The organism is Vibrio sp. E150_011 (genome assembly GCF_053544015.1).
In genome coordinates, this window is sequence record NZ_JBHFOL010000014.1 from 1 (window position 1) to 22,272 (window position 22,272).

Sequence of the window (22,272 nt, forward strand, 5' to 3'; positions counted from 1 at the left end):
TAGTCACCGTTAAGTACCGTGAGAACTTACATCTTCCAAAGGAAAATGGAGCGATACATCGGGTTCGAACCGATGACCTCAACCTTGGCAAGGTTGCGCTCTACCAACTGAGCTAGTATCGCATATCAACAGCAAGTGCTATTGATTAAATATGGTTGCGGGAGCTGGATTTGAACCAACGACCTTCGGGTTATGAGCCCGACGAGCTACCAAACTGCTCCATCCCGCGTCCGAATTGTAGTCACCGTTAAGTACCGTGAGAACTTATACTTTGCCACTTAAAAAAGTGGAGCGATACATCGGGTTCGAACCGATGACCTCAACCTTGGCAAGGTTGCGCTCTACCAACTGAGCTAGTATCGCATTGAACGTCTTTCGTCGTTCAGGGCTGCGAATTATAAGAGCATTTTTTTGTGATGCAAGTCCTATCGATAAAAAACATTCATTTTTTTTCTGTTTGATGGAAAAGCACACAAAAATACCTTATTTTTCTTGAAACTAGGATAAATCAGCCCCGCTATAATTAATAAGAGTTACTCACTAAATCGAAAAAATAGTATCACGATAGTATTTAAGCTCTGCAATTGATTCACGAATATCATCCATAGCTAAGTGTGTACCTTGTTTAGTAAACCCGTCTAACACCTCTGGCTTCCAACGTCGTGTCAATTCTTTCAACGTACTGACGTCGATATAGCGATAGTGAAAGTACTGCTCTAGCTCAGGCATGTGTTTGTACAAAAAACGGCGATCTTGACCAATGCTGTTACCACAAATTGGTGACACGCCTTTGGGTACCCATTTTTCAAGAAAGGCAATCGTTTCTTCAATGGCTTGTTGCTCGGTGTATGAACTTTCTGTCACTCGATCAACTAACCCACTCGCCGTGTGAGTATTTGTGCACCAGTCATCCATTTTTTCCAATTCACTGTTCGGCTGATGAATCGCAATCACCGGGCCTTCAGCGAGTATGTTCAGCTGGCTGTCGGTAACAATACTCGCAATCTCAATGATTTTATGTTGCTCAGGATCGAGCCCAGTCATCTCCAGATCAACCCAGATTAAATTCTGATCACTAAAAGACATATCGCCCTCGTCTATTTGTTTTCTGCCAAAAGAGGTACTATACCGAAATAAATTTCAGTAACCCAAATGGTTTGATGCTTAGCATCATAGAATTATCGTGGCGAAAAAGAAAAAACTGACTAAAGGTCAAGTGCGTCGAGTACGCAGCAACCAAAGCAAAAAGCTAAAACAAGAAGAAGCCATACAGTGGGATGAATCCATGCTGGGATCGGTGAAACAAGGTTTAGTGATTACTCGTTTTGGTCAACATGCCGATATTGAAGACCTTGAAACTCAAGAAGTTCATCGCTGTAACTTACGACGAGGAATTGAATCTCTAGTTTCAGGGGACCACGTAAAATGGCGTGTCGGTATCGAATCCATGCATGGTATTTCTGGCGTTGTTGAAGCCGTAGAGCCTCGCACTTCTATCTTAACGCGTCCAGATTATTACGACGGTCTTAAACCGGTAGCTGCCAACGTTGACCAAATGGTGATCGTGTCTGCCATCGCGCCCGATCTCTCATTTAACATTATCGATCGCTATCTAGTTGCGTCAGAAACCCTGCAGATCGCCCCATTGTTGGTGCTAAACAAGGTTGATTTAATCGCGGAAGAAGATAAAGCGGCCATTTACGCTTCCCTTAATGCCTACAAAGGCATCGGGTATGACGTGGCTTTTGTGAGTAAAGAGACCGGCGAAGGCATAAAAGAGCTCGAGGGCTATCTACAAGGAAAAGTGAACATTTTTGTCGGGCAATCTGGGGTTGGAAAATCCAGCCTAGTCAATGCGTTGATGCCTGAGCTCGATATTGAAGAAGGCGTAATTTCGACAAATTCGGGGCTTGGTCAACATACCACGACAGCCGCACGTCTTTATCACTTTCCGTCCGGTGGCGATCTCATCGACTCCCCTGGCGTCCGAGAGTTTGGCTTATGGCACCTAGAGTCTAACGAGATTACAGAAGCCTTTGTTGAGTTCCGGCCTTACCTTGGTGGTTGTAAGTTTAGAGACTGTAAACACCTTGATGATCCGGGTTGTATTTTGCGAGAAGCGGTTGAAAACGGCAATATCGCAAGAGGTCGCTTTGATAATTATCATCGTATTCTTGACAGCATGGTAGAAAACAAAGCGAACCGACAATACTCTCGTAGCAAAAAGGCAGACCTGTAAATTCATTTGAATTTGGGATGCATATTACGCTTAGTGTCAGTCCTTAAGCTTGACTAGGTACTGACATTTTACGAGATTTATTTTACTATCTCGCGCCCTAAACTCGAAACTCTCAATTAATGTTGGAATAGTAAGCAATGGATAAGATTAAAGTTGGACTTCAATATTGGATACCACAGCACGGACTAACCCGTCTGGTTGGTAAACTGGCATCGGCTAAAGCCGGTGGTCTAACAACAGCAATCATTCGTTGGTTTGTAAAACAATATAACGTCAACCTGGACGAAGCTCTGTACTCAGACCCCGCTCATTTCGACACGTTTAATGAGTTTTTTGTTCGTGAATTAAAACCTGGCGCCCGCCCTATTACAGACGGTGACCATGTTCTTGTTCACCCCGCAGACGCGTGTGTCAGCCAATTCGGCCCAATTGAAGATGGTCAGCTTATTCAGGCGAAAAACCATCGCTATACTGCTCAAGAGCTGCTTGGTGGCAATGAAAAGCTTGCGCAAGAGTTCACCGACGGTGAGTTTGCCACGCTGTATCTGTCTCCACGTGATTACCATCGCGTACACATGCCTTGTGATGGAACACTTCGTCAAATGATTTATGTCCCTGGCGATCTATTTTCAGTGAACCCACTCACCGCAGAGAACGTACCCAACCTTTTCGCCCGAAATGAGCGAGTGGTTTGTATCTTCGATACCGAATTTGGCCCAATGGCACAAGTACTTGTCGGTGCAACCATTGTGGGTAGCATTGAGCTCATTTGGGCTGGGACAGTGACGCCTCCAACAGGCAGTTCAGTTCATACATGGGACTACCCAGCAGAAGGCAACAAGTCTGTGGTATTGAAAAAAGGCCAGGAAATGGGCCGCTTTAAGCTAGGCTCAACGGTCATCAACCTTTTTGCCAAAGATAGTGTTCACTTTGATGAAACGATGGTCAATACCGCAACAACCGTGATGGGTACGCCATACGCACACCGTGCCGATAACAGCGTCAACTAAATCACGCTTGTGTAATCTTGTTTAAAATAACGGCGCAGCTTTGCGCCGTTATTTATTCTTGCTTAACGCCGCTTTATCGATGCCTTTCAACCATAATCGTTGACGCAAAACAACATTCCCACCAATAATTTACGCTTGTTTTCAAAACTCTAACGGCAGTCTAAGACCCTAGTACGATTATATTTTAATCTATCGAGTAGTTTGCTTTCACTCGAGATAACACTGCCTATGCTTAAGATAAATAACGGGATTTTGATCCGGCTTCTGATCTGTTTCATCATACCACTCGGTGTCTTAATGATGCCGATCGATGCCATACCTATCGACAACCTCACATTAATTCAGCATCGATTGCTCGCTATCTTCCTGCTCGCGGCACTCCTTTGGGTACTTGAACCTGTACCGGTCTTTGCTACCTCTATTCTCATCATCGCCTTAGAGCTGGTGATGATTTCAGATAAAGGCTTACACCTATTTCGTACGCCACCAGCGGGGCATGATCTTGGCGAATTGATGAAATACACGGATATCTTTAGCGCTTTTTCATCTCCTATTATTATTCTGTTCATGGGCGGATTTGCACTGGCGATTGCTGCATCAAAATACGAACTGGACAACAACCTCGCACGCGTATTGCTAAAACCATTTGGTCATCAACCTAGATTCATCATGCTTGGGTTAATGCTCATTACCGCTGTTTTCTCGATGTTTATGTCCAATACGGCGACCACTGTCATGATGCTGGCTTTACTCGGCCCCATTGTGGCTTCTGCCCCTAAAGGCGATATTGGCATCAAAGCGTTAGTGTTATGTGTCCCTATTGCAGCCAACACAGGGGGAATCGCGACACCAATAGGTACGCCACCGAATGCCATTGCCTTGCAATACCTTACCGGAGACAACACCATCGATTTTCTTCAGTGGATGATGATGGGACTGCCGTTTGTCATTATTCAGCTGACTATTGCTTGGTTCCTGTTGCAGCGTTTTTTTCCATCATCTCAAGATAAAATGGTTTTGAGGTTAAACGGTAAATTCCAAAAAAATTGGCGAGCCATCGTTGTCTATGTCACCTTTGCTAGCACCATCTTGCTTTGGATGACCACCAAACTACACGGCATGAATACCTACGTGGTTTCCATCATTCCACTGGCTGTTTTTACACTCACCGGAATCATGGGTAAAGAAGAGCTAAAGCTGATTAACTGGGATGTACTCTGGCTCGTTGCTGGGGGGATTGCGATTGGCATTGGGCTTGATAAAACAGGGCTTGCCGTAGCGCTTGCTCATGCCATCGATTATGAGTCATTATCGCCAATGGCGGTCGTACTCACACTGTCTGTCGTCTGCTGGTTAATGGCCAACTTCATGTCAAATACGGCTACCGCTAACCTGCTCATGCCAATAGCAGCTGCAATTGGTGCCTCGATGGAGAGCCTTGCCAGTATTGGTGGCCTGCAGGGGCTTTTGGTTGTGGTCGCCTTCTCCGCGTCTCTCGGTATGATCCTGCCCGTTTCTACGCCGCCTAACTCCCTCGCCTATTCTACCGGCCTTATTGAGAGTAAAGACATGGCGAAAATGGGACTTATCCTTGGGGTAATTGGCTTGCTTATCGTTTATACCGCCGCTTGGATTCTCACCTAACCCTATAAGTGCAGCGAAATTCATCGCGTCGGATGGATTTCGTTGCACTTTGAAGAGGCGCATAGTACAACCTGTTTATCGATAGGACTTCGAATTGAATAGGGAAACTCATGGGGTTTGAGTGGTTTGCGCTTATTGCCGCTTTTTTATGGGCAGTATCCAGTATTATTTCTGTCACGCCAGCGCGCCATCTTGGCTCTTTTGCCTACAGCCGATGGCGAATGGGGTGCACCGCGCTCATCTTAACGACCATGGCCCTACTCACCAGTGGCTGGGGCAGTGTCAGCTATCAACATATCACGCCTATGGCACTCTCAGGCTTGATTGGCATCTTTATTGGCGATACCGCCTTGTTTGCCTGCTTAAATCGAATGGGGCCTCGACAAGCAGGATTGTTGTTCTCTTGCCATGCTGTCTTCTCCGCCATTCTTGGTTACTTTCTATTTTCTGAAACCATGACGCCAATAGAGTTGATGGGCTCTGCATTGGTGTTCTCTGGCGTCGCAACCGCCATCTTCTTTGGGCGCAAACAAAATAAAGCGTCAACAAACAGCTTAGAGGACATTCGAGGTAAAGCATCCGTGGGTATCGCGCTAGGCATTACAGCAGCGCTGTGTCAGGCTTTAGGCGGTATTATCGCAAAACCAGTGATGCAAACTGCTATCGACCCCGTCGCGGCTTCAGCCATTCGTATGATCACCGCCTTTGTCGCCCATAGCTTGTTTTGGCTAACAGGTGCGAAACTTGCTAAAAGCCTTCGTCCCATCACCCTACCCATTTTTGGAATCACTGCGCTCAACGGGTTTCTTGCCATGGCAGTCGGTATGACCTTGATTCTCTTTGCTTTGCAAACCGGTAATGTTGGTATGGTGGCGCTGCTTTCTTCCACGACACCTATCATGGTATTACCATTACTTTGGTTATACACCAAACAACGCCCTAACCGATACGCGTGGTTAGGTGCGCTACTGGCCGTCTTAGGAACCAGTATATTGGTAACCTAACCCTCATGGGTAGTGCTTTTCGGTATTAAGCCTTATCGCTCCAAGCTACATAAGCTACATAAGCTACATAAGCTACATAAGCTACTAAGTAATTAAGTAATTAAGCCATTAAGCCATTAAGCCATTAAGCAATAGGAAACGGAAAGGCGGTCACTTGATCAATATGTTCCGCGCCGACAGCCAACATAATCAGTCGGTCAATACCCAATGCCACACCCGCACATTGTGGCAGGCCGGCTTCAAGTGCAGCAATCAAATGGTAATCAATCGGCTGCACAGGTAAGCCCATTGCCACTCTTTTTTGATTGTCTTGTTCAAAACGTGCAAGTTGCTCTTTCGGGTTATCCAGCTCATGAAAGCCATTAGCAAGTTCAATTCCCTGATAATAAACCTCAAAGCGATCGGCGACCCTTGGATCATCGGCGTTAACCTTCGCCAGCGCCGCTTGTGACGCTGGAAAATCATAAACAAAAGCAGGCGTGTTCGATCCAATCGTCGTTTCTACCCCGACACTAAATAACAATTGCAATAACGTATCCCTGTCATCTTCTATGTCAGCGATATCAGACAACCCTAAGGTGCTAGCCGCGACACGCAGCTGCGACATGGAAGCCGTTAACGGACAAACATCCAGAGCTTGAATGAACGCTTGTTGGTAAGTCATTCGTTCTGCTTGTGTTCCACCTAACACCATCATCAATAACTCGTCCATTTCGTCCATCAGTTGATGATGGTCATACCCGACTCTATACCACTCCAACATGGTGAATTCCGGATTATGGTAACGGCCATTCTCTTCATTACGAAATGCCTTGCCGATTTGATAAATCGACCCGCTGCCCGCTGCTAACAGTCGCTTCATGTGAAATTCTGGGCTTGTCATGAAATACAGTACCTGTCCATCGGCGTACCCAGGCCCGACAAATTCGGTTTTAAACGTCTGTAAGTGCACATCGGTCACCGTGGCGTGACTCATAGCTGGCGTCTCGACTTCCATCACTGATTTTGATAAGAAAAATTGACGTATTGAGTGCATAATTTCGGCACGTTTTTTTAACAGAGGCATTGATGCTGTTGGCTGCCAGTCACTGTAAATCATAATCAAACTCATTAGCTGTAGTTATTGATAATTGTACAAACTTGAAGAACTCACCTGATTATAAGTGACGTTAGTCACACATCATATAAATACTATGCTTCTCCATGCATTTCCGGTGAAAAAACCTAACTCAATCAATTTTTTTATAAAAGGGGTTCTCTACTATAACCCTTAGTTTTTATCGGCTTATTTAAAGCCTAATTATTACCCGCGAGTTCCCTCGCATTCACCCTCACACTGGAGGATAACTGTGAAGACAATTACCACAGATATCGCAGTCATCGGCGCTGGTGGCGCTGGTCTTCGAACTGCTATTGCAGCCGCTGAAGCAAACCCTGAATTGGACGTTGCTCTTATCTCAAAAGTTTACCCTATGCGCTCGCACACTGTTGCTGCGGAAGGGGGATCTGCCGCTGTAATCAAGGATGAAGATAGCCTAGACAATCATTTCAACGATACCGTTGGGGGTGGTGACTGGCTTTGTGAACAGGATGTTGTTGAGTATTTTGTAAAAAGCGCAACAAAAGAAATGATCCAAATGGAGCAATGGGGTTGCCCTTGGAGCCGTAAAGAAAACGGTGAGGTCAACGTACGTCGCTTTGGCGGAATGAAGGTCGAACGTACATGGTTTGCGGCAGATAAAACCGGCTTCCATATGCTACACACGCTCTTCCAAACCTCAATGAAGTACGACAAAATCAATCGCTTTGATGAATATTTCGTTGTTGACCTTCTTGTGGTTGAAGGCGAAGTTCAAGGGCTTATCGCCATTCATATGTCTGAGGGTGAGCTGGTCACCATTAAAGCCAAATCCGTGGTGCTCGCAACAGGTGGTGCCGGTCGTGTTTACCACTGCAACACCAATGGCGGCATCGTAACGGGCGACGGCATGGCGATGGCGTATCGTCATGGTGTTCCACTGCGTGACATGGAATTTGTTCAATACCACCCAACTGGGCTACCAGGTACAGGGATCTTAATGACGGAAGGGTGTCGCGGTGAAGGCGGTATTATTGTCAATAAGAACGGCTATCGTTACCTCCAAGATTATGGCATGGGTCCAGAAACCCCTGTCGGTGAGCCAAAGAACAAATACATGGAGCTAGGACCTCGAGACAAAGTATCTCAGGCATTCTGGCACGAGCAGCAAAAAGGCAACACTATCAAGCACCCGCTGGGTGATGTCGTGCACCTAGACTTACGTCATCTTGGTGAAGAATACCTTCAAGAGCGCCTGCCATTCATTTGTGAACTAGCAAAAGCCTACGTCAATGTTGACCCCGCTAAAGAGCCGATCCCTATCCGTCCAACGGTTCACTACACCATGGGTGGTATCGAAACAAACGGCCAATGTGAAACTCGCATCCAAGGCTTGTTTGCCGTTGGTGAATGTGCCTCTGTGGGCCTACACGGTGCAAACCGTTTAGGGTCGAACTCCTTAGCTGAGTTTGTTGTATTCGGCCGTGTGGCCGGTGAACAAGCCGTTGAGCGCGCAAAAGCCTTCAAAGGCTGGGATGATGCCGCTATCGAGAAGCAAGTCGAAGCCGTAGAAGCTCGTATTGCTGCACTAATGAACCAAAGCGGCGACGAGAACTGGGCTGACATCCGTACTGAAATGGGTCATACCATGGAAGCGGGTTGTGGGATCTATCGCCAAGAAGACTTGATGCAAGCCACTCTTGAAAAGATTGCTGAGCTCAAGCAGCGTTACAAGAATATTGGCATTAAAGATAAAGGGAAAGTATTCAATACTGACCTGCTTTACGCTATCGAGGTGGGCTACGGATTGGAAGTTGCCGAGGCCATGGTGCACTCAGCAATTCTTCGTAAAGAGTCTCGTGGCGCGCACCAGCGTTTGGATGATGGCTGCACCGAACGTGATGACCAAAACTACCTAAAACACTCACTCGCGTTCTTCCAAGAAGACAGTGCTCCAAGTATTGATTACAGCGATGTAAAAATCACTAAATCTCAACCGAAAGCTCGTTTATATGGTGAAGCAGCAGAAAAAGCCGCCGCTGAAGAAGCAAAAACCAATAAAGAAAACAATGCAGAGGAGCAAGCATAATGTCAGCAAATCGCATTCAGAAAATTGAAATCATGCGTTATGACCCAGAAAAAGATTCTGAGCCACGCATGCAAATGTTTGATGTCCCGTTCGATGAAACCATGTCTGTACTCGATGCTATCGGTTACATCAAAGACAACCTCGATAAAGACTTGTCTTATCGCTGGTCTTGTCGAATGGCGATCTGTGGTTCTTGTGGAATCATGGTCAACGGCGTACCTAAACTGGCATGTAAGAGCTTCATACGCGACTACCCTGGCGGCGTTAAAATTGAGCCATTAGCCAATTTCCCAATCGAAAAAGACTTAATTGTCGACATGACGCCATTTATTGAGCGCTTGGAAGCGGTTAAACCTTATATCATTGGTAATCCTCGCACACCTGAAGATGGCGCCAATATACAAACGCCTGAGCAAATGGCCAAATACAAGCAATTTGCTGGCTGTATCAACTGTGGTCTGTGTTACGCCGCCTGTCCTCAATTTGGCTTAAATCCAGAGTTTATCGGCCCAGCCGCATTAACAATGGCACACCGCTATAACCTCGATAGCCGTGATAACGGTAAAAGTGAGCGAATGGCACTGATCAATGGTGAGAATGGCGCTTGGGGATGCACCTTTGTTGGCTACTGTTCTGATGTTTGTCCGAAGAACGTTGACCCAGCAGCGGCGGTTAACCAAGGTAAGATTGAGTCTTCAAAAGACTTCGTCATTGCCATGCTTAAACCTGATGGCTCACCAAAGAATGTGGAGGCATAACGATGAGCAATAGAAAACCTTATGTTCGCGAAATAAAACGAACATGGTGGAAGAATCATCCTTTTTACCGATTCTACATGTTGCGTGAGGCCACGGTCTTACCGCTGATCTTATTCACCATCTTCCTAACCTTCGGTTTAGGCGCGCTTGTAAAAGGGCCTGAAGCTTGGCAAGGCTGGCTAGATTTTATGGCCAACCCTCTGGTGATCGCGATCAATATTGTTGCGTTGGCGGGCAGCTTGTTTCACGCTCAAACGTTTTTCAGCATGATGCCTCAAGTTATGCCGATTAAAATCAAGGGCAAAGCCGTCGAGAAGAAAACCATCGTGCTCGCACAATGGGCGGCCGTTGCCGCAATTTCTTTAATTGTGCTGATTATTGTCTAAGGAGACCATTGTGATTAACCAAAACCCTAAACGTTCAGACGAACCCGTATGGTGGGGACTATTTGGCGCTGGTGGCTCATGGTTTGCCATGATCACTCCTGTGACCATTCTTGTGCTGGGCATTCTTGTTCCTATGGGCATCATCGATGCCGAAGCACTCAGCTATGAACGCGCGGCTAATTTTGCCACCAGCTTTATTGGTGCTTTATTTGTGATTGCCACGCTAGCCTTGCCAATGTGGCATGCTATGCACCGCCTTCACCATGGCATGCATGACCTCAAGATCCACGCTGGAGTCGCAGGCAAGATTGCTTGCTATTTCTTTGCGGGTCTTATTAGCGCATTAGCAGTGATATTTATCTTTATGATTTAAAAGATTAATCACCGAAAAAGGCAGCGATTAGGCTGCCTTTTTGTTACCCGTTACATAGTGACCCGTCATCCATCCAGACAATCCCTTACATTCCTTAATACCCCCTCCCTATACAATCCGCAACGATTCATAATAAAAAGAGATATAACAATGAAAAAGTCTATTTGCGCACTTATTATTTCAAGTGCTCTTTTTGGGTGTGGTAGCACCGTTGATATGAAAAAATCAGACGCGGTTTCAGCACAACCAGAGCTCATACTGAAAACCGATGGCACATTTTGGGGATTCGGTCCTGAAGGTTCATTCGATATAGCTGGCCTCTATCAAGGGAAATATTCACGCAGCGCCTCCACCAGCTCTTGGTTTAATACCGTCAATAATAACCAAGGGGATATGGTTGCAGAGGTGACTCGCATTGACAGTGGGGAAACGTGGACACTTATATGCAGTGGCGGTGGCACAAGTGTTGATATTGGCAGTTTTTCATTTGGTGGTAACGACCCTTACATTTGCCAGATTAATGAAGCAGGGCAAACCATTGGGGAGTATGAAGTGGCACAAAAATCCGAAGCCATCAGCCTATCAACCACGAAAAAAGAAATCGGCTTCATTCGGCTCCGCAAGACGCACTTCAATGTTGAATCTATTCACGAGGGTGAGGGGCTATTGATGAGTGTTGAACATCCACTTGGCTATAGTTTTAGTCGCGGTAGTCAAGAGATTGCAGCCGCGCAAACCAATGGCGCGATAACGCTTCAAACACTGGCAAACTTGCCCGATTCAGAGATGGATACCCTTATTCTGGGGACGGTAGCGAGTGCATTAGGTTGGCGTCCGCAAGACTAAGTGCTTCTGTTCCAACAATAAAAAAGGTCGCCTCAGCGACCTTTTTTATTAATGAAGTGACGTTACTTAACACGACCTACATATTCTGCAGTACGAGTATCAACTTTCACGACTTCACCAATTTGAATAAATAGTGGAACACGTACAACGGCGCCAGTGATTAGCGTTGCTGGCTTACCGCCTGTACCTTGTGTATCACCTTTAAGGCCTGGATCCGTTTCTGTCACTTCTAACTCAACAAAATTAGGTGGTGTGACTGAAATTGGATTATCATTCCACAATGTAATCATACATGCGTTGTTTTCTACTAGCCATTTCGAGTTATCACCCACAGCTTTTACGTCTGCTGCGATTTGTTCGAATGTCTCGCTGTTCATAAAGTGGTAGAATTCACCGTCTGAGTATAGGTAATCTAGATCGATATCCATGACGTCAGCGACTTCAAAGCTCTCGCCTGACTTAAATGTTTTCTCTAACACCTTACCAGACAGTAGTTTACGAATTTTAACACGGTTAAATGCTTGACCTTTACCTGGCTTCACGTATTCGTTTTCTAGAATTACGCAAGGCTCGTTGTCCAGCATTAATTTCAAACCGCCTTTAAATTCATTCGTGCTAACAGTAGCCATTGTATCCTCTTAGTATTCTTCGAGTTAAAATTTAATGTCGCCTATCATAACCCGAAATCTTGTTTCTGTTGAGCAAAACTGGCTCAAACAGCTATCCAATGCGATCTCAGACCCGTATCAGTTGCTTGAACAACTGGAAATTGATGCGACTCCTTGGGAAAGTGGCCTTCGAGCTCGAAAGCTCTTTCCTATGCGTGTTCCCCAAAGCTTTGTCGATCGCATGGAAAAAGGCAACCCATATGACCCACTCTTACAACAAGTTTTACCACTGAGCCAAGAGTTTGAGGTTCATAGCGGTTACTCGCAAGACCCCTTAGAAGAACAAGGTGCAGTGGTGCCTGGGCTTTTGCACAAATATGCCAGTCGCGCGTTGATGATCGTGAAAGGCGGTTGCGCGGTAAATTGCCGCTATTGTTTCCGACGTCACTTTCCCTATCAAGACAATAAGGGAAACAAGGAAAATTGGCAGCTCGCATTAGATTACATCGCCAGTCAACCCGACATCGATGAGGTCATCTTATCGGGTGGTGATCCGCTAATGGCGAAAGACAACGAACTGGAATGGCTGATCAATAAAATAGAAGGCATTGATCATATTGCCACGCTGCGCATTCACTCTCGACTGCCTGTTGTCATCCCCGCACGAGTCACCGATACCTTATGTGAATTATTGCAAGCCACTCGGCTGAATACGGTTCTTGTAACGCATATTAATCATGCCAATGAGGTCAACTCTGAGTTTACTGAAGCTATAGGCAGACTGAAGGCAGCGAATGTCATCATGCTGAATCAAGCTGTACTGCTTAAAGGCATTAATGATTCCGTAGACGCACAAGTTGCACTTAGCCGCGCTATTTTTAACGCTGGTATTTTGCCTTACTACTTACATGTCTTAGACAAAGTACAAGGTGCGGCGCATTACTTCATTAGCGATCAGGATGCAAAACAGTTGATGCAAGGGGTCATACAGAAAGTTGCTGGCTATTTGGTGCCAAAGCTCACGCGTGAAGAAGGGGGGAAAACGAGCAAAACGCCTCTCGACCTCTATCTTGAGTAGCATTTACCTTAGACAACCTTTTCGTTTCGATAAAATTTATTTGTTCGCCTGTCCGGTCTAATAAACAGATACTGCCTTTTTTATGAGGAGGATATTTGTGGAATTAGTAACGATTTTCGATTTAGGTCCATTCTCATGGCAAGCCCTTGCTTGTTGCATGCTCAATGGCACACTCATTGGTTTAGAGCGACAGACTCGAGGCAAGCCCGTTGGTATTAGAACCTCGATTTTAATCTTATCTGGCACGTACTTATTCATGTCGATGGCGGTGTCATTGTCTCCCAACACCCTAGATCAAGCCCGAGTATTAGGGCAGATCATTACTGGGGTTGGCTTCTTAGGGGCAGGCGTGATGATGTCAGAAAATGGCAAGATTCACGGGGTGACCTCAGCCGCCGTTATTTGGTTATTAGCTGGACTTGGGATGATGATTGGCTTGGAGCATTACAAGGCCTCCGTGATCCTTACCCTATTAGCATTAACCATTTTGTTAGGGGTCGATAAAGCGGAGAGTAGTTTCCAAAGCCTGCGTCGTGGTGTCCATCAAACCTTTCAGAAGCGCTCAAAGCACAAAAAGTAATCTCTAAAACATACGCAATAAAAAGCCCTTAAATGGTGTCATTTAAGGGCTAATTGTTTTACTCAGTATCAATTACGTCGCGACCGCCATTAGGCGAGATTATTTAGCGAAGTTAATGATTGGGAAACACTTAAAGAAACCGTTGTCAGCACAGTTAATCAGACCAATCTGAACACCATCGATAGTGTTGGTTTTGTTAAAGATACCCAATTGGAAGTTAGACTTTTTCGAGAAACTCGCAATACCAATATCAGCCATGGTATTACCCTCAGAGTAGTTAACCGCACTCCAGTTAAGACCCTTAACATCATTTGTTACGTTCACCATACCAAGGTTAACACCGGATGTTTTGCCCGTATTCCAGTTAAAGATACCTAAAGATGCACCCTTCATTTCTTGTGTCACTTTAGAGGCGCCAAAGAAAAGGCCAAAGTTCACACCTGTTGTACGCTGCGTTTCAGACATACCTAGTACTGAGAAATCAACACCCTTCACTTCATTGACTTGACCATGAAGAACGGAAAGACGCACGCCACCTACCGCATTTGCGTCAGGTGCGTTGAAGCCGTTAAGAGAAGAAAACATAACCGGCGTGCTGTCTGCTAGCGCCATTGGGGAAATTGATACTGCTGCTGCCACTGCGATGGCGGATACGACTTTTTTCATTATATTGTCTCCACTGACATTATTATTTATCCATTAGCCACTACTCGGTCCGTTAATGGCGGTTTTCCACTTGAAACTGTTTTTATACACTTATAACTATAGACGATGCTATTTCCGGTCACTATACCGTATGTCAGTTAATTGTCATAACGCCAAACATCTAGACATTACGCGGTTTATTATTGAAGCAGGTACAAAAAAGCCAGAGGTTTCCCCTCTGGCTCTGTCAGCGTTTTCTGATGAATTACATCAAATTGCCCCATATCGATAGATTTCAAAGGTTTACTATATGTAACATGTACTTATAATCACATTGCGCGTACACACATAGGCTACACATAATGTCCAAAGACCAATATCTTCAATTGCAACATCAAACTTACTACTACCGAAGACGAACACCCTCATCATTAATCAGTATTTATGGTCGTTACACAATAATTAAGAGCCTTCAAACCTCAGACATAAAAATTGCTAGACTTCGTAGAGACCAAATCAATGCAAATGTTTCAGCGCAACTTGAGCAGTCATATTGCCCCATAAGGTTAGAGTTTCAAGCTCATGTTGAAACCTTGAAGCATTACAGTGAAGACATATCTTCAGACGAGTCTGCAGTTGAGGTATTCGATTGGGAATGCCAAAAAGGGACTGGTATTCTTCCCCGCACACCAGCTGCATCGGCTGCCTACAAGACCTATAAAGGTCAACCTACACCTCCACGCTTTGCAATGACACTTAAGGAAGCTCTTCTTAAAATGGTCGCTATCAAGAAGTTGAAAGCTGACAATGAGCATAGGACAAAGAAAAGTGTTCAAGCATTTCTTTCCCACATTAAATTGGTCGATCAGTCCTTAGCCCTAATCAAGAAGAAGGATGTTGTTACATTTACAGAGGAATTAGGAGCAAACTACTCTCATGGGACTATCTCTGCGACCTTAAGCCGCTTAAAGAGTGTTTGGAGGTGGGCTAATCAGAGGGGCGAGGTCGAAGGACAGAACCCGTTTGAAAACTTAGATTTGAGTCAATGGAAAAAGCCGTCTAAAAAGAAACAGTTGTTTTCCAAAGAGCAGCTTAAAACTATGTTAGTTAGCCCGTTTTCATCACACGTTAAAATGGGACTCTACACAGGGTTGCGAGCTGGCGAAATAAGTAATGTGTACAAGGAAACAATTGACGGTATCGAGTGTTGGGTTCTTGACTCAGGTAAAACCGATAGCGCTGCGAGGGCAATCCCAATAGTTAGACAATTAAAAGGAATTGAACCGTCTAGCGCAAGTTCAAAAAGAGTCTCTAGGGAGTTTAGTCGCTTTAAAGTTGCGGAGGTCACAGATGATAGAAGCCGCTCTTTCCACAGTCTTAGAGTTCATTTCATTACAGCAGCTCAACGATGTGGTGTTGATGAGTTTAGTGCTGCTACGCTAGCCGGGCATGAGACTGGTTCAACAATGTCATTTGGCTATTATGCCAAGAGTGACATAAAACGATTAGCCAGCACTATTCAAGACATTGCTGATCAGATAGATAAGGAATGGGTTCAGTAGTCTGAGAGTGTCCAAGGAATTGCAGTAAACCCTTTATTATACAATGGCTTACTGTAATTTGGCGTGGGCATCAAGGCATTCAACTAAATACTAGAACTCTTGCCTCTCAGATTCATCTAGCTCTTTTACACTAATAGGCTCTCTACCATCAAGTCCAATACCATATAGCAATACGGCTTTCTGTTTATCTTTGGCATTGAGTGCTGCTTTCTTCCATGGTTCTTCATTAACGTTGAAGCGCTTCAGCTCAGATGCAATCAATTGCTCAGGTGGTGTTCCTTGAGGTAGAAAGTCACCGAAATCATCACTCTGCAACGGTGATTTTTTCCGAGTGCATTTAGTCTGCTTAGTAAGACCAAGCTCTTCCACTAAAAGGAGCAATTGATACCTAGATGAGCACCATCGTTTAACCTTTGCTTTTGAGCCAAATGGTGCTTTATCTGTATACACTCGATAACCATGGTCTATAGCAACGGTGTTTTTCAGTGATTGGTTGGTTTCACTATCACATATCAATAAGTTGCCATAGGTGAATCGTCCTTGAAAACCATTGCCTTTCGCTGGATCTCGATGGCACATATGGTAATCGTACTTCTTAACGATTCGCCCGTTCTCATTGCTCCATCCACCAGCACTCTCTTTACGCTTCCATAGTTCATGTATTTGTTTAATATCTTGATTATCTATAGGCATAGAGTCCGGCGACTGGCGACTGGTAGCACTTGCAAACCATTCTCCGAACTTAGAGAGCCAAAACACATTTCCCTTACACTCTTTACAGGACTTAGTTGGTCTTCCTTTACTACCAATAAATGGCACACGCTTCATGCCGCAATCTTTGCAAATAATTCTTTTCGTATTTGTCATTCCAGTGCTTCTACTTCGTCTTACAAGGGAGGGGGGAGGTATTGGGGGTATATCCTACATAAGCGATTGCGGCTTTCCATGATTTGTACACAAAGCGTTGCTTACTTTTCGTTAATTTTTAACTTAAGTTCGTTTGCCAAGGCATCTCGTCCTTTACCATAGTGGAGCTTTCTATGACAGTTAGGACATATACCCGCACAGTTTTCTACGGAATCATCACCATTATCAACAAGACGTATTATGTGGTGTACTTCTAGGAAAGGTCTGCCATCCTCAGTTTCAAATGGTGCTGGCTCATTACAACACTCACACACTCCACTAGCCCTGTTCAACACCCATGCTTTTACATCTGGATTTCTTTGATACTGAGTCAATGTAACCGCTGTTAATTTAGGCTTCCCATTGCCTGCTGGCTTCTTCAGCTTCTTATTTTTTGCTGACACTTGTACTTGTGCTTCAAACTCAGCAATAGCTTCATTCGGCCTTTGCTCAGCTTTACTTATTAATTGCTCAATTTGCTTCACTTGATTGACAGTGATATTACCTTTGGGTTTGAGCCCTAGCACCCAAGTTCGTCCAAGCAGTTCAAATACGTGAGATATATTTTGCATTCTAAACTCATAGGCTTTCTTACCTCGAAGATGCTTAGCAGACAGGCTGCGATACACCTCTGCCTTATTTAGCTTAATCCCATTGCGAGTAGCATCTAACATCTTCAGATACTCATTTACCGTATCTTCCATTTCTAGGTCTGTCCAAGGGGTATTATCGAGGGAATCTATTAGCTCTTTATCAACTTCTTTCAGCCGAATCTCGAAGTTCAACTTCCGCAAAGACTGGAAACATGGGGTATCTTCTCCCGCGGAGAAATGCTGAGCCTTAACTTCCACATTTAGCTTCTGGCTTAGTGCAAGGCCAAATATAGCTTTGGGAGGGTATGGAGCGCTATCAACAATCAAGTCATAAGTTGTTGAGTTACCATAGGTTGGAGCTTTTGAGCCTAGCCTAAGGAACTCTGCTACTGCATTATGTATGTCTTCGCTAGTTAATGGTCTAGCCAGCGAGGTTAGATTGGCAATACGGCCACTTTTATCCAGTTTTAATTTTTCTACCACCCTTCTGACTCCTACGGTTGAGATCATTGACAATTCGTTCGATAACTAGATATCCAAACTTGAGCAGCTATGGGGCAACAAGCTCATTATCCCTTCTTACTTGCTGCTGTAAGCCGCTTGACTGTTGCAATAGATACGTTAAGGAAGTCTGCTGTTTTAGCAATCGAGAGCCCCTGAGAGCGAAGCTCTACCACTCTCTTAGCTGTTACTTTAGGAGGCCTCCCAATTACCTTTCCTTCTGCTCTTGCTCGTGCTTGACCTTCGATAGTGCGCTCACGGATACGATCTTTTTCAAACTCAGCAAAAGCTAAAAACATTTTAAGCATGAGTTGCCCTTCAGGGCTACTAAGGTCATTGTGAGGCAGGTCTAAACAATGGACATTGATACCTTTCTCCATGAGGGCTTTAATAGTCTGCTGAACATCTATGTTATCTCGCCCCAAGCGATCCAGCTTTAGGACAACTAACGTATCGCCTTCGATCAGCTTATGCTCTACCAGTGCTTTGAACCCATCACGTTCCATTGCACAAACACCCCCAGATACAATGTCTTCAACTACAAAAGTAGGCTGGACTTCATAGCCTCGATCTTTAAATGCTTGAACTTGGTTTTCAATCGTCTGTTCAGACGTAGAGACTCGGCAATAGTAGTATGTTCTATTGGTCATTAGCTAACACCTAAACCACAAAAAGTAGGGGTATAATAACGAGCCTAGCTAATAACATCAACAGACTACTTTTGAGCCACCCCAGGGTTGGTGCAGATTGATAGGCTCATAAACGAATGGTTTTAAGCCAGCAGTGAGCCTGTAATCGATGGGTATTTTGGGAGGCATATTTACAGTAGATCTTTAGAATTATATCTTTGCTCAGCTGTTTCAAGACATCTAGATGTTACCTCGTCTTCGACCAGCCCTTTTTTCGAGCCACAGCGTTGGCACTGTTTGCTGCTATCTACAGCCTTTAATGGACGAATGATGTGGCAGTCTAGGCAACGTAGCCCAATGCCATTATGGTCACGAAATAGCTTTTGTTCAGCCTCAAGAAGCTCAATTAACCGTTCTTCTCTATTCATTAATCGGTAAACACTAAATTTTTGGATCTGCTGCATCTCCATAAGTTCTTTGCTTTTTATCAACCTTAGAGCTTCTTCTTTCTTTTGCTGCTCTTTTAAAGCATTGCTTATCGACCCCTGAACAACACGATACACATTAAAAAAAGGCACTTTCACTACTACTTTCTTATCAATCAAAAAATCCAAGTACTTACCAATAACAATATATGGGTCAATCAGTTGTGACTCTTCTTCGTTAGACAAAAACCAATATGTATTCCAATCAACATCTAACCTTTGCTTCGCTGCAATAGTTTTTCCGCTAAACCTTGAGTTTAATAAGGACTGCATCATCGGATGTAAACCAGAATGCTTTTTCACGAAATTCTTAATATCAGCTAATTTACACTTGTCATTGTGGTCTAAGAATCTAAGTACAAGAAGCTGCCAATGAGGGCGCTTAGTCATGAAGATCCAGTCATCCAGTATTTTCACCCCTACCAGCCTGCTGAAATAGTCGATATGAGACTGTTTAACTTGACCGTTTTCTGGGAACACTTTGGAAGACTCCCATAGTTCAATTGAGTCGATGGATTTTAAAGATTCCAACCAAGCAAGTTCACTTGTAAGCTTCTTCCTCATTTCAAGAGTCGCTAGTTCTCGTCTATTTTTCTGCGCCTCTTCTTGTTCCCTCATTGTTTTTTCATTTAAGTCGATAGCTTTTTGATGTTCAGCGACTAGCATACTAAACGTCTCATCAGCTTTATCTCTATCATCTATTAAAGGGGGTTCTGACAACCATTTGATATTTTCGACATTAAATAGAGCGGCTTTTATTTGAGTCTGAGATAAATTTTTTAGAGCTTTATGCAATTTCGTTAAGTCTATCTCAATAGCGATCTTACCTGACCTTCGAAAGGCTTGAGTTTTCTCTATCGAATTTTCATGTGTCACTCGTATCTCAACAAGCACTTCTCGACCATTTTTGCATCCAATATTATCAACAAAGAATTTATCGAAACGAACCTCACTTTTGACATAATCAAATGAAATGCACTTTTTATCTATTAGTTGGTATGTTTCAGCAACAATAGCTCCTGAAGTTAGCTGAGCTTCCTTTGGATAATAAACTGGAGGCAAAACAACTTTCTTCTCATTCTCAATGAGCCTTTGAGCATAAAGATGAAGATATGTCATTGGCGCATAACTAGGGCAACGGTGACCCCTTTCATGAGAGAAATGGTGAGTGACTTTATTGCCACCATTTTTCGCGATCAAAGGTTGCTGGCAGCTTGGACAATTCACACCACATTGATTTCCGTTAGGTACTTCATCCACATGAACGATTTTTCCATCTTTAATCCCAAAGGGAACAATCACCTTTTTCACACCTCAATAAGTAACTACATTCAATAGTTGAATCATGCCATCTACACCATTATGTAATACATATAGTGAGCATTTTAATAGAGATAGATCAGATTTTGGTGTTTCAGCTACGAAAAATCATTATTACTTAATTTACTAACTTCAACAAAAAAGGCAGACTGAACGTTCACAATCCGGCACGCAAAGCGCATACACAAAGGACTATCACAACGTTACAAAGTCTGCCTTTAACCTATTGAATTAACTCAATAGTTTGTAAGGGGTGAATCTTACATCATGCCGCCCATGCCGCCCATGCCGCCCATATCAGGCATCGCTGGCGCTTCTTTTTGAGGTGCATCGGTTACCATTGCTTCTGTTGTGATCATAAGACCAGCAACTGATGCGGCAAACTGCAGTGCGCTACGCGTTACTTTTGTTGGGTCAAGGATACCCATCGCAATCATGTCGCCGTATTCGCCCGTCGCCGCATTGTAACCGTAGTTACCTTCGCCCGCTCTTACGTTGTTTGCAACAACAGACTCTTCATCGCCCGCATTCGCAGTAATTTGACGAAGAGGCGCTTCCATTGCTCGAAGTGCTACGCGGATACCCACATTTTGCTCTTCGTTATCGCCTTCAAGGCCAGCAACTTTAGACGCAGCACGGATAAGTGCAACACCACCGCCGGCAACCACACCTTCTTCTACTGCTGCACGAGTAGCATGAAGTGCATCTTCAACACGGTCTTTTTTCTCTTTCATCTCAACTTCAGTCGCTGCGCCAACCTTGATTACCGCTACGCCGCCAGCAAGTTTAGCCACACGCTCTTGAAGTTTTTCTTTGTCGTAGTCAGATGTTGCATCTTCAACTTGTTGACGAATCTGCGTCACACGACCTTGGATCATCGCTTCATCACCCGCACCATCAATGATGGTTGAGTTCTCTTTTGTGATAGTCACACGCTTAGCTTGACCTAGGTCTTCTAGCGTAACTTTCTCAAGGTCTAGGCCGATCTCTTCAGAAATCACAGTACCGCCAGTTAGGACTGCGATATCTTGTAGCATAGACTTACGACGGTCACCAAAACCAGGGGCTTTAACTGCCGCTACTTTAACGATACCACGCATGTTGTTCACAACTAATGTCGCCAGTGCTTCACCTTCAACGTCTTCTGCAATGATAAGCAGTGGACGAGATGCTTTAGCAACCGCTTCTAGAGTAGGTAGAAGCTCACGAATGTTCGATACTTTCTTATCGATAAGAAGAATGAACGGGCTCTCTAAATCAACACTGCCAGCTTCTTGGTTGTTGATGAAGTAAGGAGATAGGTAACCACGGTCGAACTGCATACCTTCAACAACGTCTAGCTCGTCTTGTAGAGCCTGACCTTCTTCAACCGTAATAACGCCGTCACGACCTACTTTTTCCATCGCTTCAGCAATGATGTTACCTACTGTCGAATCAGAGTTCGCTGAGATAGTACCTACTTGAGCAATCGCTTTAGTATCTGAACAAGGAACAGACAGGGTTTTCAGCTCTTCAACAGCTGCGATAACCGCTTTGTCGATGCCGCGCTTAAGATCCATTGGGTTCATGCCAGCAGCAACCGCTTTTAGGCCTTCAGCGATAATAGACTGAGCCAATACTGTTGCAGTCGTTGTTCCGTCGCCCGCCGCGTCATTCGCTTGCGAAGCCACTTCTTTAACCATTTGTGCGCCCATGTTTTGGAACTTGTCTTCAAGTTCGATTTCACGTGCAACTGAAACACCATCTTTAGTGATAGTCGGTGCGCCAAATGATTTATCTAGAACCACGTTACGGCCTTTAGGGCCCAATGTTACTTTTACAGCATCAGCTAGAACGTTGACACCTTCTAGCATTTTGATTCGTGCGTCGTTGCCAAACTTAACGTCTTTAGCAGCCATTGTTTATTTCCTTATCTAAATTCAGTGGATAATGTTTGAT

At 44.5% G+C, this 22,272-nt stretch carries 21 protein-coding genes and 3 tRNA genes; 12 read left to right on the forward strand and 12 right to left on the reverse strand.

Annotated features, from left to right (window positions below; genetic code table 11):
- Nucleotides 1–46: 46 nt before the first annotated feature.
- The 4 genes from ACE1OE_RS18050 to orn all read right to left on the reverse strand — a co-directional run bounded on the left by ACE1OE_RS18050 (nt 47) and on the right by orn (nt 1,086).
- A tRNA-Gly gene (locus ACE1OE_RS18050) sits at nt 47–122 on the reverse strand.
- Between the two features lie 30 nt (nt 123–152).
- Nucleotides 153–229: transfer RNA gene (locus ACE1OE_RS18055), tRNA-Met, on the reverse strand.
- A gap of 58 nt (nt 230–287) precedes the next feature.
- Nucleotides 288–363, reverse strand: a tRNA-Gly gene (locus tag ACE1OE_RS18060).
- 177 nt (nt 364–540) lie between these two features.
- Entirely contained in the window at nt 541–1,086 is a 546-nt protein-coding gene (gene orn, locus ACE1OE_RS18065; protein ID WP_372062905.1) for an oligoribonuclease, read from the reverse strand.
- A 97-nt stretch (nt 1,087–1,183) separates the two neighbouring features.
- Between orn and rsgA the strand changes: the two genes are divergently transcribed.
- The 4 genes from rsgA (at nt 1,184) to ACE1OE_RS18085 (ending at nt 5,897) form a co-directional block, all read left to right on the forward strand.
- Entirely contained in the window at nt 1,184–2,239 is a 1,056-nt protein-coding gene (gene rsgA / locus ACE1OE_RS18070) for a small ribosomal subunit biogenesis GTPase RsgA (protein WP_102471103.1), read from the forward strand.
- A 137-nt stretch (nt 2,240–2,376) separates the two neighbouring features.
- Entirely contained in the window at nt 2,377–3,249 is an 873-nt protein-coding gene (asd, locus tag ACE1OE_RS18075) for an archaetidylserine decarboxylase (protein WP_102471104.1), read from the forward strand.
- 228 nt (nt 3,250–3,477) lie between these two features.
- Nucleotides 3,478–4,893, forward strand: coding sequence for an SLC13 family permease (locus ACE1OE_RS18080; RefSeq protein WP_372062906.1), 1,416 nt, complete (start codon nt 3,478–3,480; stop codon nt 4,891–4,893).
- Between the two features lie 110 nt (nt 4,894–5,003).
- A complete protein-coding gene (locus ACE1OE_RS18085; protein WP_449211874.1) occupies nt 5,004–5,897 on the forward strand; it encodes a DMT family transporter in 894 nt (297 codons plus the stop codon).
- A 124-nt stretch (nt 5,898–6,021) separates the two neighbouring features.
- On the opposite strand, the gene epmA is transcribed toward ACE1OE_RS18085, so the two are convergent.
- Complete coding sequence (gene epmA, locus ACE1OE_RS18090) at nt 6,022–6,996, reverse strand: elongation factor P--(R)-beta-lysine ligase (RefSeq protein WP_449211875.1); 975 nt, start codon at nt 6,994–6,996, stop codon at nt 6,022–6,024.
- A 250-nt stretch (nt 6,997–7,246) separates the two neighbouring features.
- On the opposite strand from epmA, the gene frdA reads away from it, so the two are divergent.
- The 5 genes from frdA to ACE1OE_RS18115 all read left to right on the forward strand — a co-directional run bounded on the left by frdA (nt 7,247) and on the right by ACE1OE_RS18115 (nt 11,427).
- Nucleotides 7,247–9,064, forward strand: a complete 1,818-nt coding sequence (gene frdA / locus ACE1OE_RS18095) for a fumarate reductase (quinol) flavoprotein subunit (RefSeq protein ID WP_102471108.1) — start codon at nt 7,247–7,249, stop codon at nt 9,062–9,064.
- Complete coding sequence (locus ACE1OE_RS18100) at nt 9,064–9,822, forward strand: succinate dehydrogenase/fumarate reductase iron-sulfur subunit (protein WP_102471109.1); 759 nt, start codon at nt 9,064–9,066, stop codon at nt 9,820–9,822. The genes frdA and ACE1OE_RS18100 overlap by 1 nt, the downstream gene beginning before the upstream one ends.
- 2 nt (nt 9,823–9,824) lie before the next feature.
- Nucleotides 9,825–10,208: a fumarate reductase subunit FrdC gene (gene frdC, locus ACE1OE_RS18105; protein WP_102471110.1), complete on the forward strand. Its 384-nt coding sequence runs from the start codon at nt 9,825–9,827 to the stop codon at nt 10,206–10,208.
- A 10-nt stretch (nt 10,209–10,218) separates the two neighbouring features.
- On the forward strand, nt 10,219–10,581 hold the full coding sequence (frdD, locus tag ACE1OE_RS18110; protein ID WP_102471111.1) for a fumarate reductase subunit FrdD: 363 nt from the start codon (nt 10,219–10,221) through the stop codon (nt 10,579–10,581).
- A gap of 150 nt (nt 10,582–10,731) precedes the next feature.
- Nucleotides 10,732–11,427: a VV20781 family protein gene (locus ACE1OE_RS18115; RefSeq protein ID WP_449211876.1), complete on the forward strand. Its 696-nt coding sequence runs from the start codon at nt 10,732–10,734 to the stop codon at nt 11,425–11,427.
- Nucleotides 11,428–11,489: 62 nt separating this feature from the next.
- Here the strand turns inward: ACE1OE_RS18115 and efp are convergent, their stop codons facing one another.
- Entirely contained in the window at nt 11,490–12,056 is a 567-nt protein-coding gene (gene efp, locus ACE1OE_RS18120) for an elongation factor P (RefSeq protein WP_102471144.1), read from the reverse strand.
- A 34-nt stretch (nt 12,057–12,090) separates the two neighbouring features.
- Between efp and epmB the strand changes: the two genes are divergently transcribed.
- Together epmB and ACE1OE_RS18130 are read left to right on the forward strand one after the other, a co-directional pair.
- Entirely contained in the window at nt 12,091–13,113 is a 1,023-nt protein-coding gene (epmB, locus tag ACE1OE_RS18125) for an EF-P beta-lysylation protein EpmB (RefSeq protein WP_449211877.1), read from the forward strand.
- Nucleotides 13,114–13,210: 97 nt separating this feature from the next.
- Nucleotides 13,211–13,693 carry an MgtC/SapB family protein gene (locus tag ACE1OE_RS18130; RefSeq protein WP_347231009.1) on the forward strand — a complete coding sequence of 161 codons (483 nt, stop codon included), beginning with the start codon at nt 13,211–13,213 and terminating at the stop codon, nt 13,691–13,693.
- 99 nt (nt 13,694–13,792) lie between these two features.
- Here the strand turns inward: ACE1OE_RS18130 and ACE1OE_RS18135 are convergent, their stop codons facing one another.
- On the reverse strand, nt 13,793–14,359 hold the full coding sequence (locus tag ACE1OE_RS18135) for a VC2662 family protein (protein WP_102471147.1): 567 nt from the start codon (nt 14,357–14,359) through the stop codon (nt 13,793–13,795).
- Nucleotides 14,360–14,700: 341 nt separating this feature from the next.
- Between ACE1OE_RS18135 and ACE1OE_RS18140 the strand changes: the two genes are divergently transcribed.
- On the forward strand, nt 14,701–15,900 hold the full coding sequence (locus ACE1OE_RS18140; protein WP_449211878.1) for a DUF6538 domain-containing protein: 1,200 nt from the start codon (nt 14,701–14,703) through the stop codon (nt 15,898–15,900).
- A 90-nt stretch (nt 15,901–15,990) separates the two neighbouring features.
- Here ACE1OE_RS18140 and ACE1OE_RS18145 read toward each other — a convergent pair whose 3' ends face one another.
- From ACE1OE_RS18145 to groL, 5 genes are all read right to left on the reverse strand, one after another.
- Nucleotides 15,991–16,767, reverse strand: a complete 777-nt coding sequence (locus ACE1OE_RS18145; RefSeq protein WP_449211879.1) for a hypothetical protein — start codon at nt 16,765–16,767, stop codon at nt 15,991–15,993.
- 101 nt (nt 16,768–16,868) lie between these two features.
- Complete coding sequence (locus ACE1OE_RS18150) at nt 16,869–17,882, reverse strand: HNH endonuclease (RefSeq protein ID WP_449211880.1); 1,014 nt, start codon at nt 17,880–17,882, stop codon at nt 16,869–16,871.
- An 86-nt stretch (nt 17,883–17,968) separates the two neighbouring features.
- Nucleotides 17,969–18,550 (reverse strand): recombinase family protein, encoded by a 582-nt coding sequence (locus tag ACE1OE_RS18155; RefSeq protein ID WP_449211881.1) that lies wholly within the window; start codon nt 18,548–18,550, stop codon nt 17,969–17,971.
- A 170-nt stretch (nt 18,551–18,720) separates the two neighbouring features.
- Nucleotides 18,721–20,316: a competence protein CoiA family protein gene (locus ACE1OE_RS18160; RefSeq protein WP_449211882.1), complete on the reverse strand. Its 1,596-nt coding sequence runs from the start codon at nt 20,314–20,316 to the stop codon at nt 18,721–18,723.
- 278 nt (nt 20,317–20,594) lie between these two features.
- The gene (gene groL, locus ACE1OE_RS18165) at nt 20,595–22,232 is read right to left on the reverse strand and encodes a chaperonin GroEL (RefSeq protein ID WP_102471148.1); all 1,638 of its coding nucleotides are present in this window, start codon (nt 22,230–22,232) and stop codon (nt 20,595–20,597) included.
- Between the last annotated feature and the right edge of the window lie 40 nt (nt 22,233–22,272).

Bases quoted from the DNA above. Each gene is read 5' to 3' on its own strand.
- orn (WP_372062905.1), bottom strand. From the start codon at position 1,086: ATGTCTTTTAGTGATCAGAATTTAATCTGGGTTGATCTGGAGATGACT.
- asd (WP_102471104.1), top strand. From the start codon at position 2,377: ATGGATAAGATTAAAGTTGGACTTCAATATTGGATACCACAGCACGGA.
- ACE1OE_RS18080 (WP_372062906.1), top strand. From the start codon at position 3,478: ATGCTTAAGATAAATAACGGGATTTTGATCCGGCTTCTGATCTGTTTC.
- ACE1OE_RS18085 (WP_449211874.1), top strand. From the start codon at position 5,004: ATGGGGTTTGAGTGGTTTGCGCTTATTGCCGCTTTTTTATGGGCAGTA.
- epmA (WP_449211875.1), bottom strand. From the start codon at position 6,996: ATGATTTACAGTGACTGGCAGCCAACAGCATCAATGCCTCTGTTAAAA.
- ACE1OE_RS18100 (WP_102471109.1), top strand. From the start codon at position 9,064: ATGTCAGCAAATCGCATTCAGAAAATTGAAATCATGCGTTATGACCCA.
- frdC (WP_102471110.1), top strand. From the start codon at position 9,825: ATGAGCAATAGAAAACCTTATGTTCGCGAAATAAAACGAACATGGTGG.
- ACE1OE_RS18115 (WP_449211876.1), top strand. From the start codon at position 10,732: ATGAAAAAGTCTATTTGCGCACTTATTATTTCAAGTGCTCTTTTTGGG.
- efp (WP_102471144.1), bottom strand. From the start codon at position 12,056: ATGGCTACTGTTAGCACGAATGAATTTAAAGGCGGTTTGAAATTAATG.
- epmB (WP_449211877.1), top strand. From the start codon at position 12,091: ATGTCGCCTATCATAACCCGAAATCTTGTTTCTGTTGAGCAAAACTGG.
- ACE1OE_RS18135 (WP_102471147.1), bottom strand. From the start codon at position 14,359: ATGAAAAAAGTCGTATCCGCCATCGCAGTGGCAGCAGCAGTATCAATT.
- ACE1OE_RS18140 (WP_449211878.1), top strand. From the start codon at position 14,701: ATGTCCAAAGACCAATATCTTCAATTGCAACATCAAACTTACTACTAC.
- ACE1OE_RS18145 (WP_449211879.1), bottom strand. From the start codon at position 16,767: ATGACAAATACGAAAAGAATTATTTGCAAAGATTGCGGCATGAAGCGT.
- ACE1OE_RS18155 (WP_449211881.1), bottom strand. From the start codon at position 18,550: ATGACCAATAGAACATACTACTATTGCCGAGTCTCTACGTCTGAACAG.
- groL (WP_102471148.1), bottom strand. From the start codon at position 22,232: ATGGCTGCTAAAGACGTTAAGTTTGGCAACGACGCACGAATCAAAATG.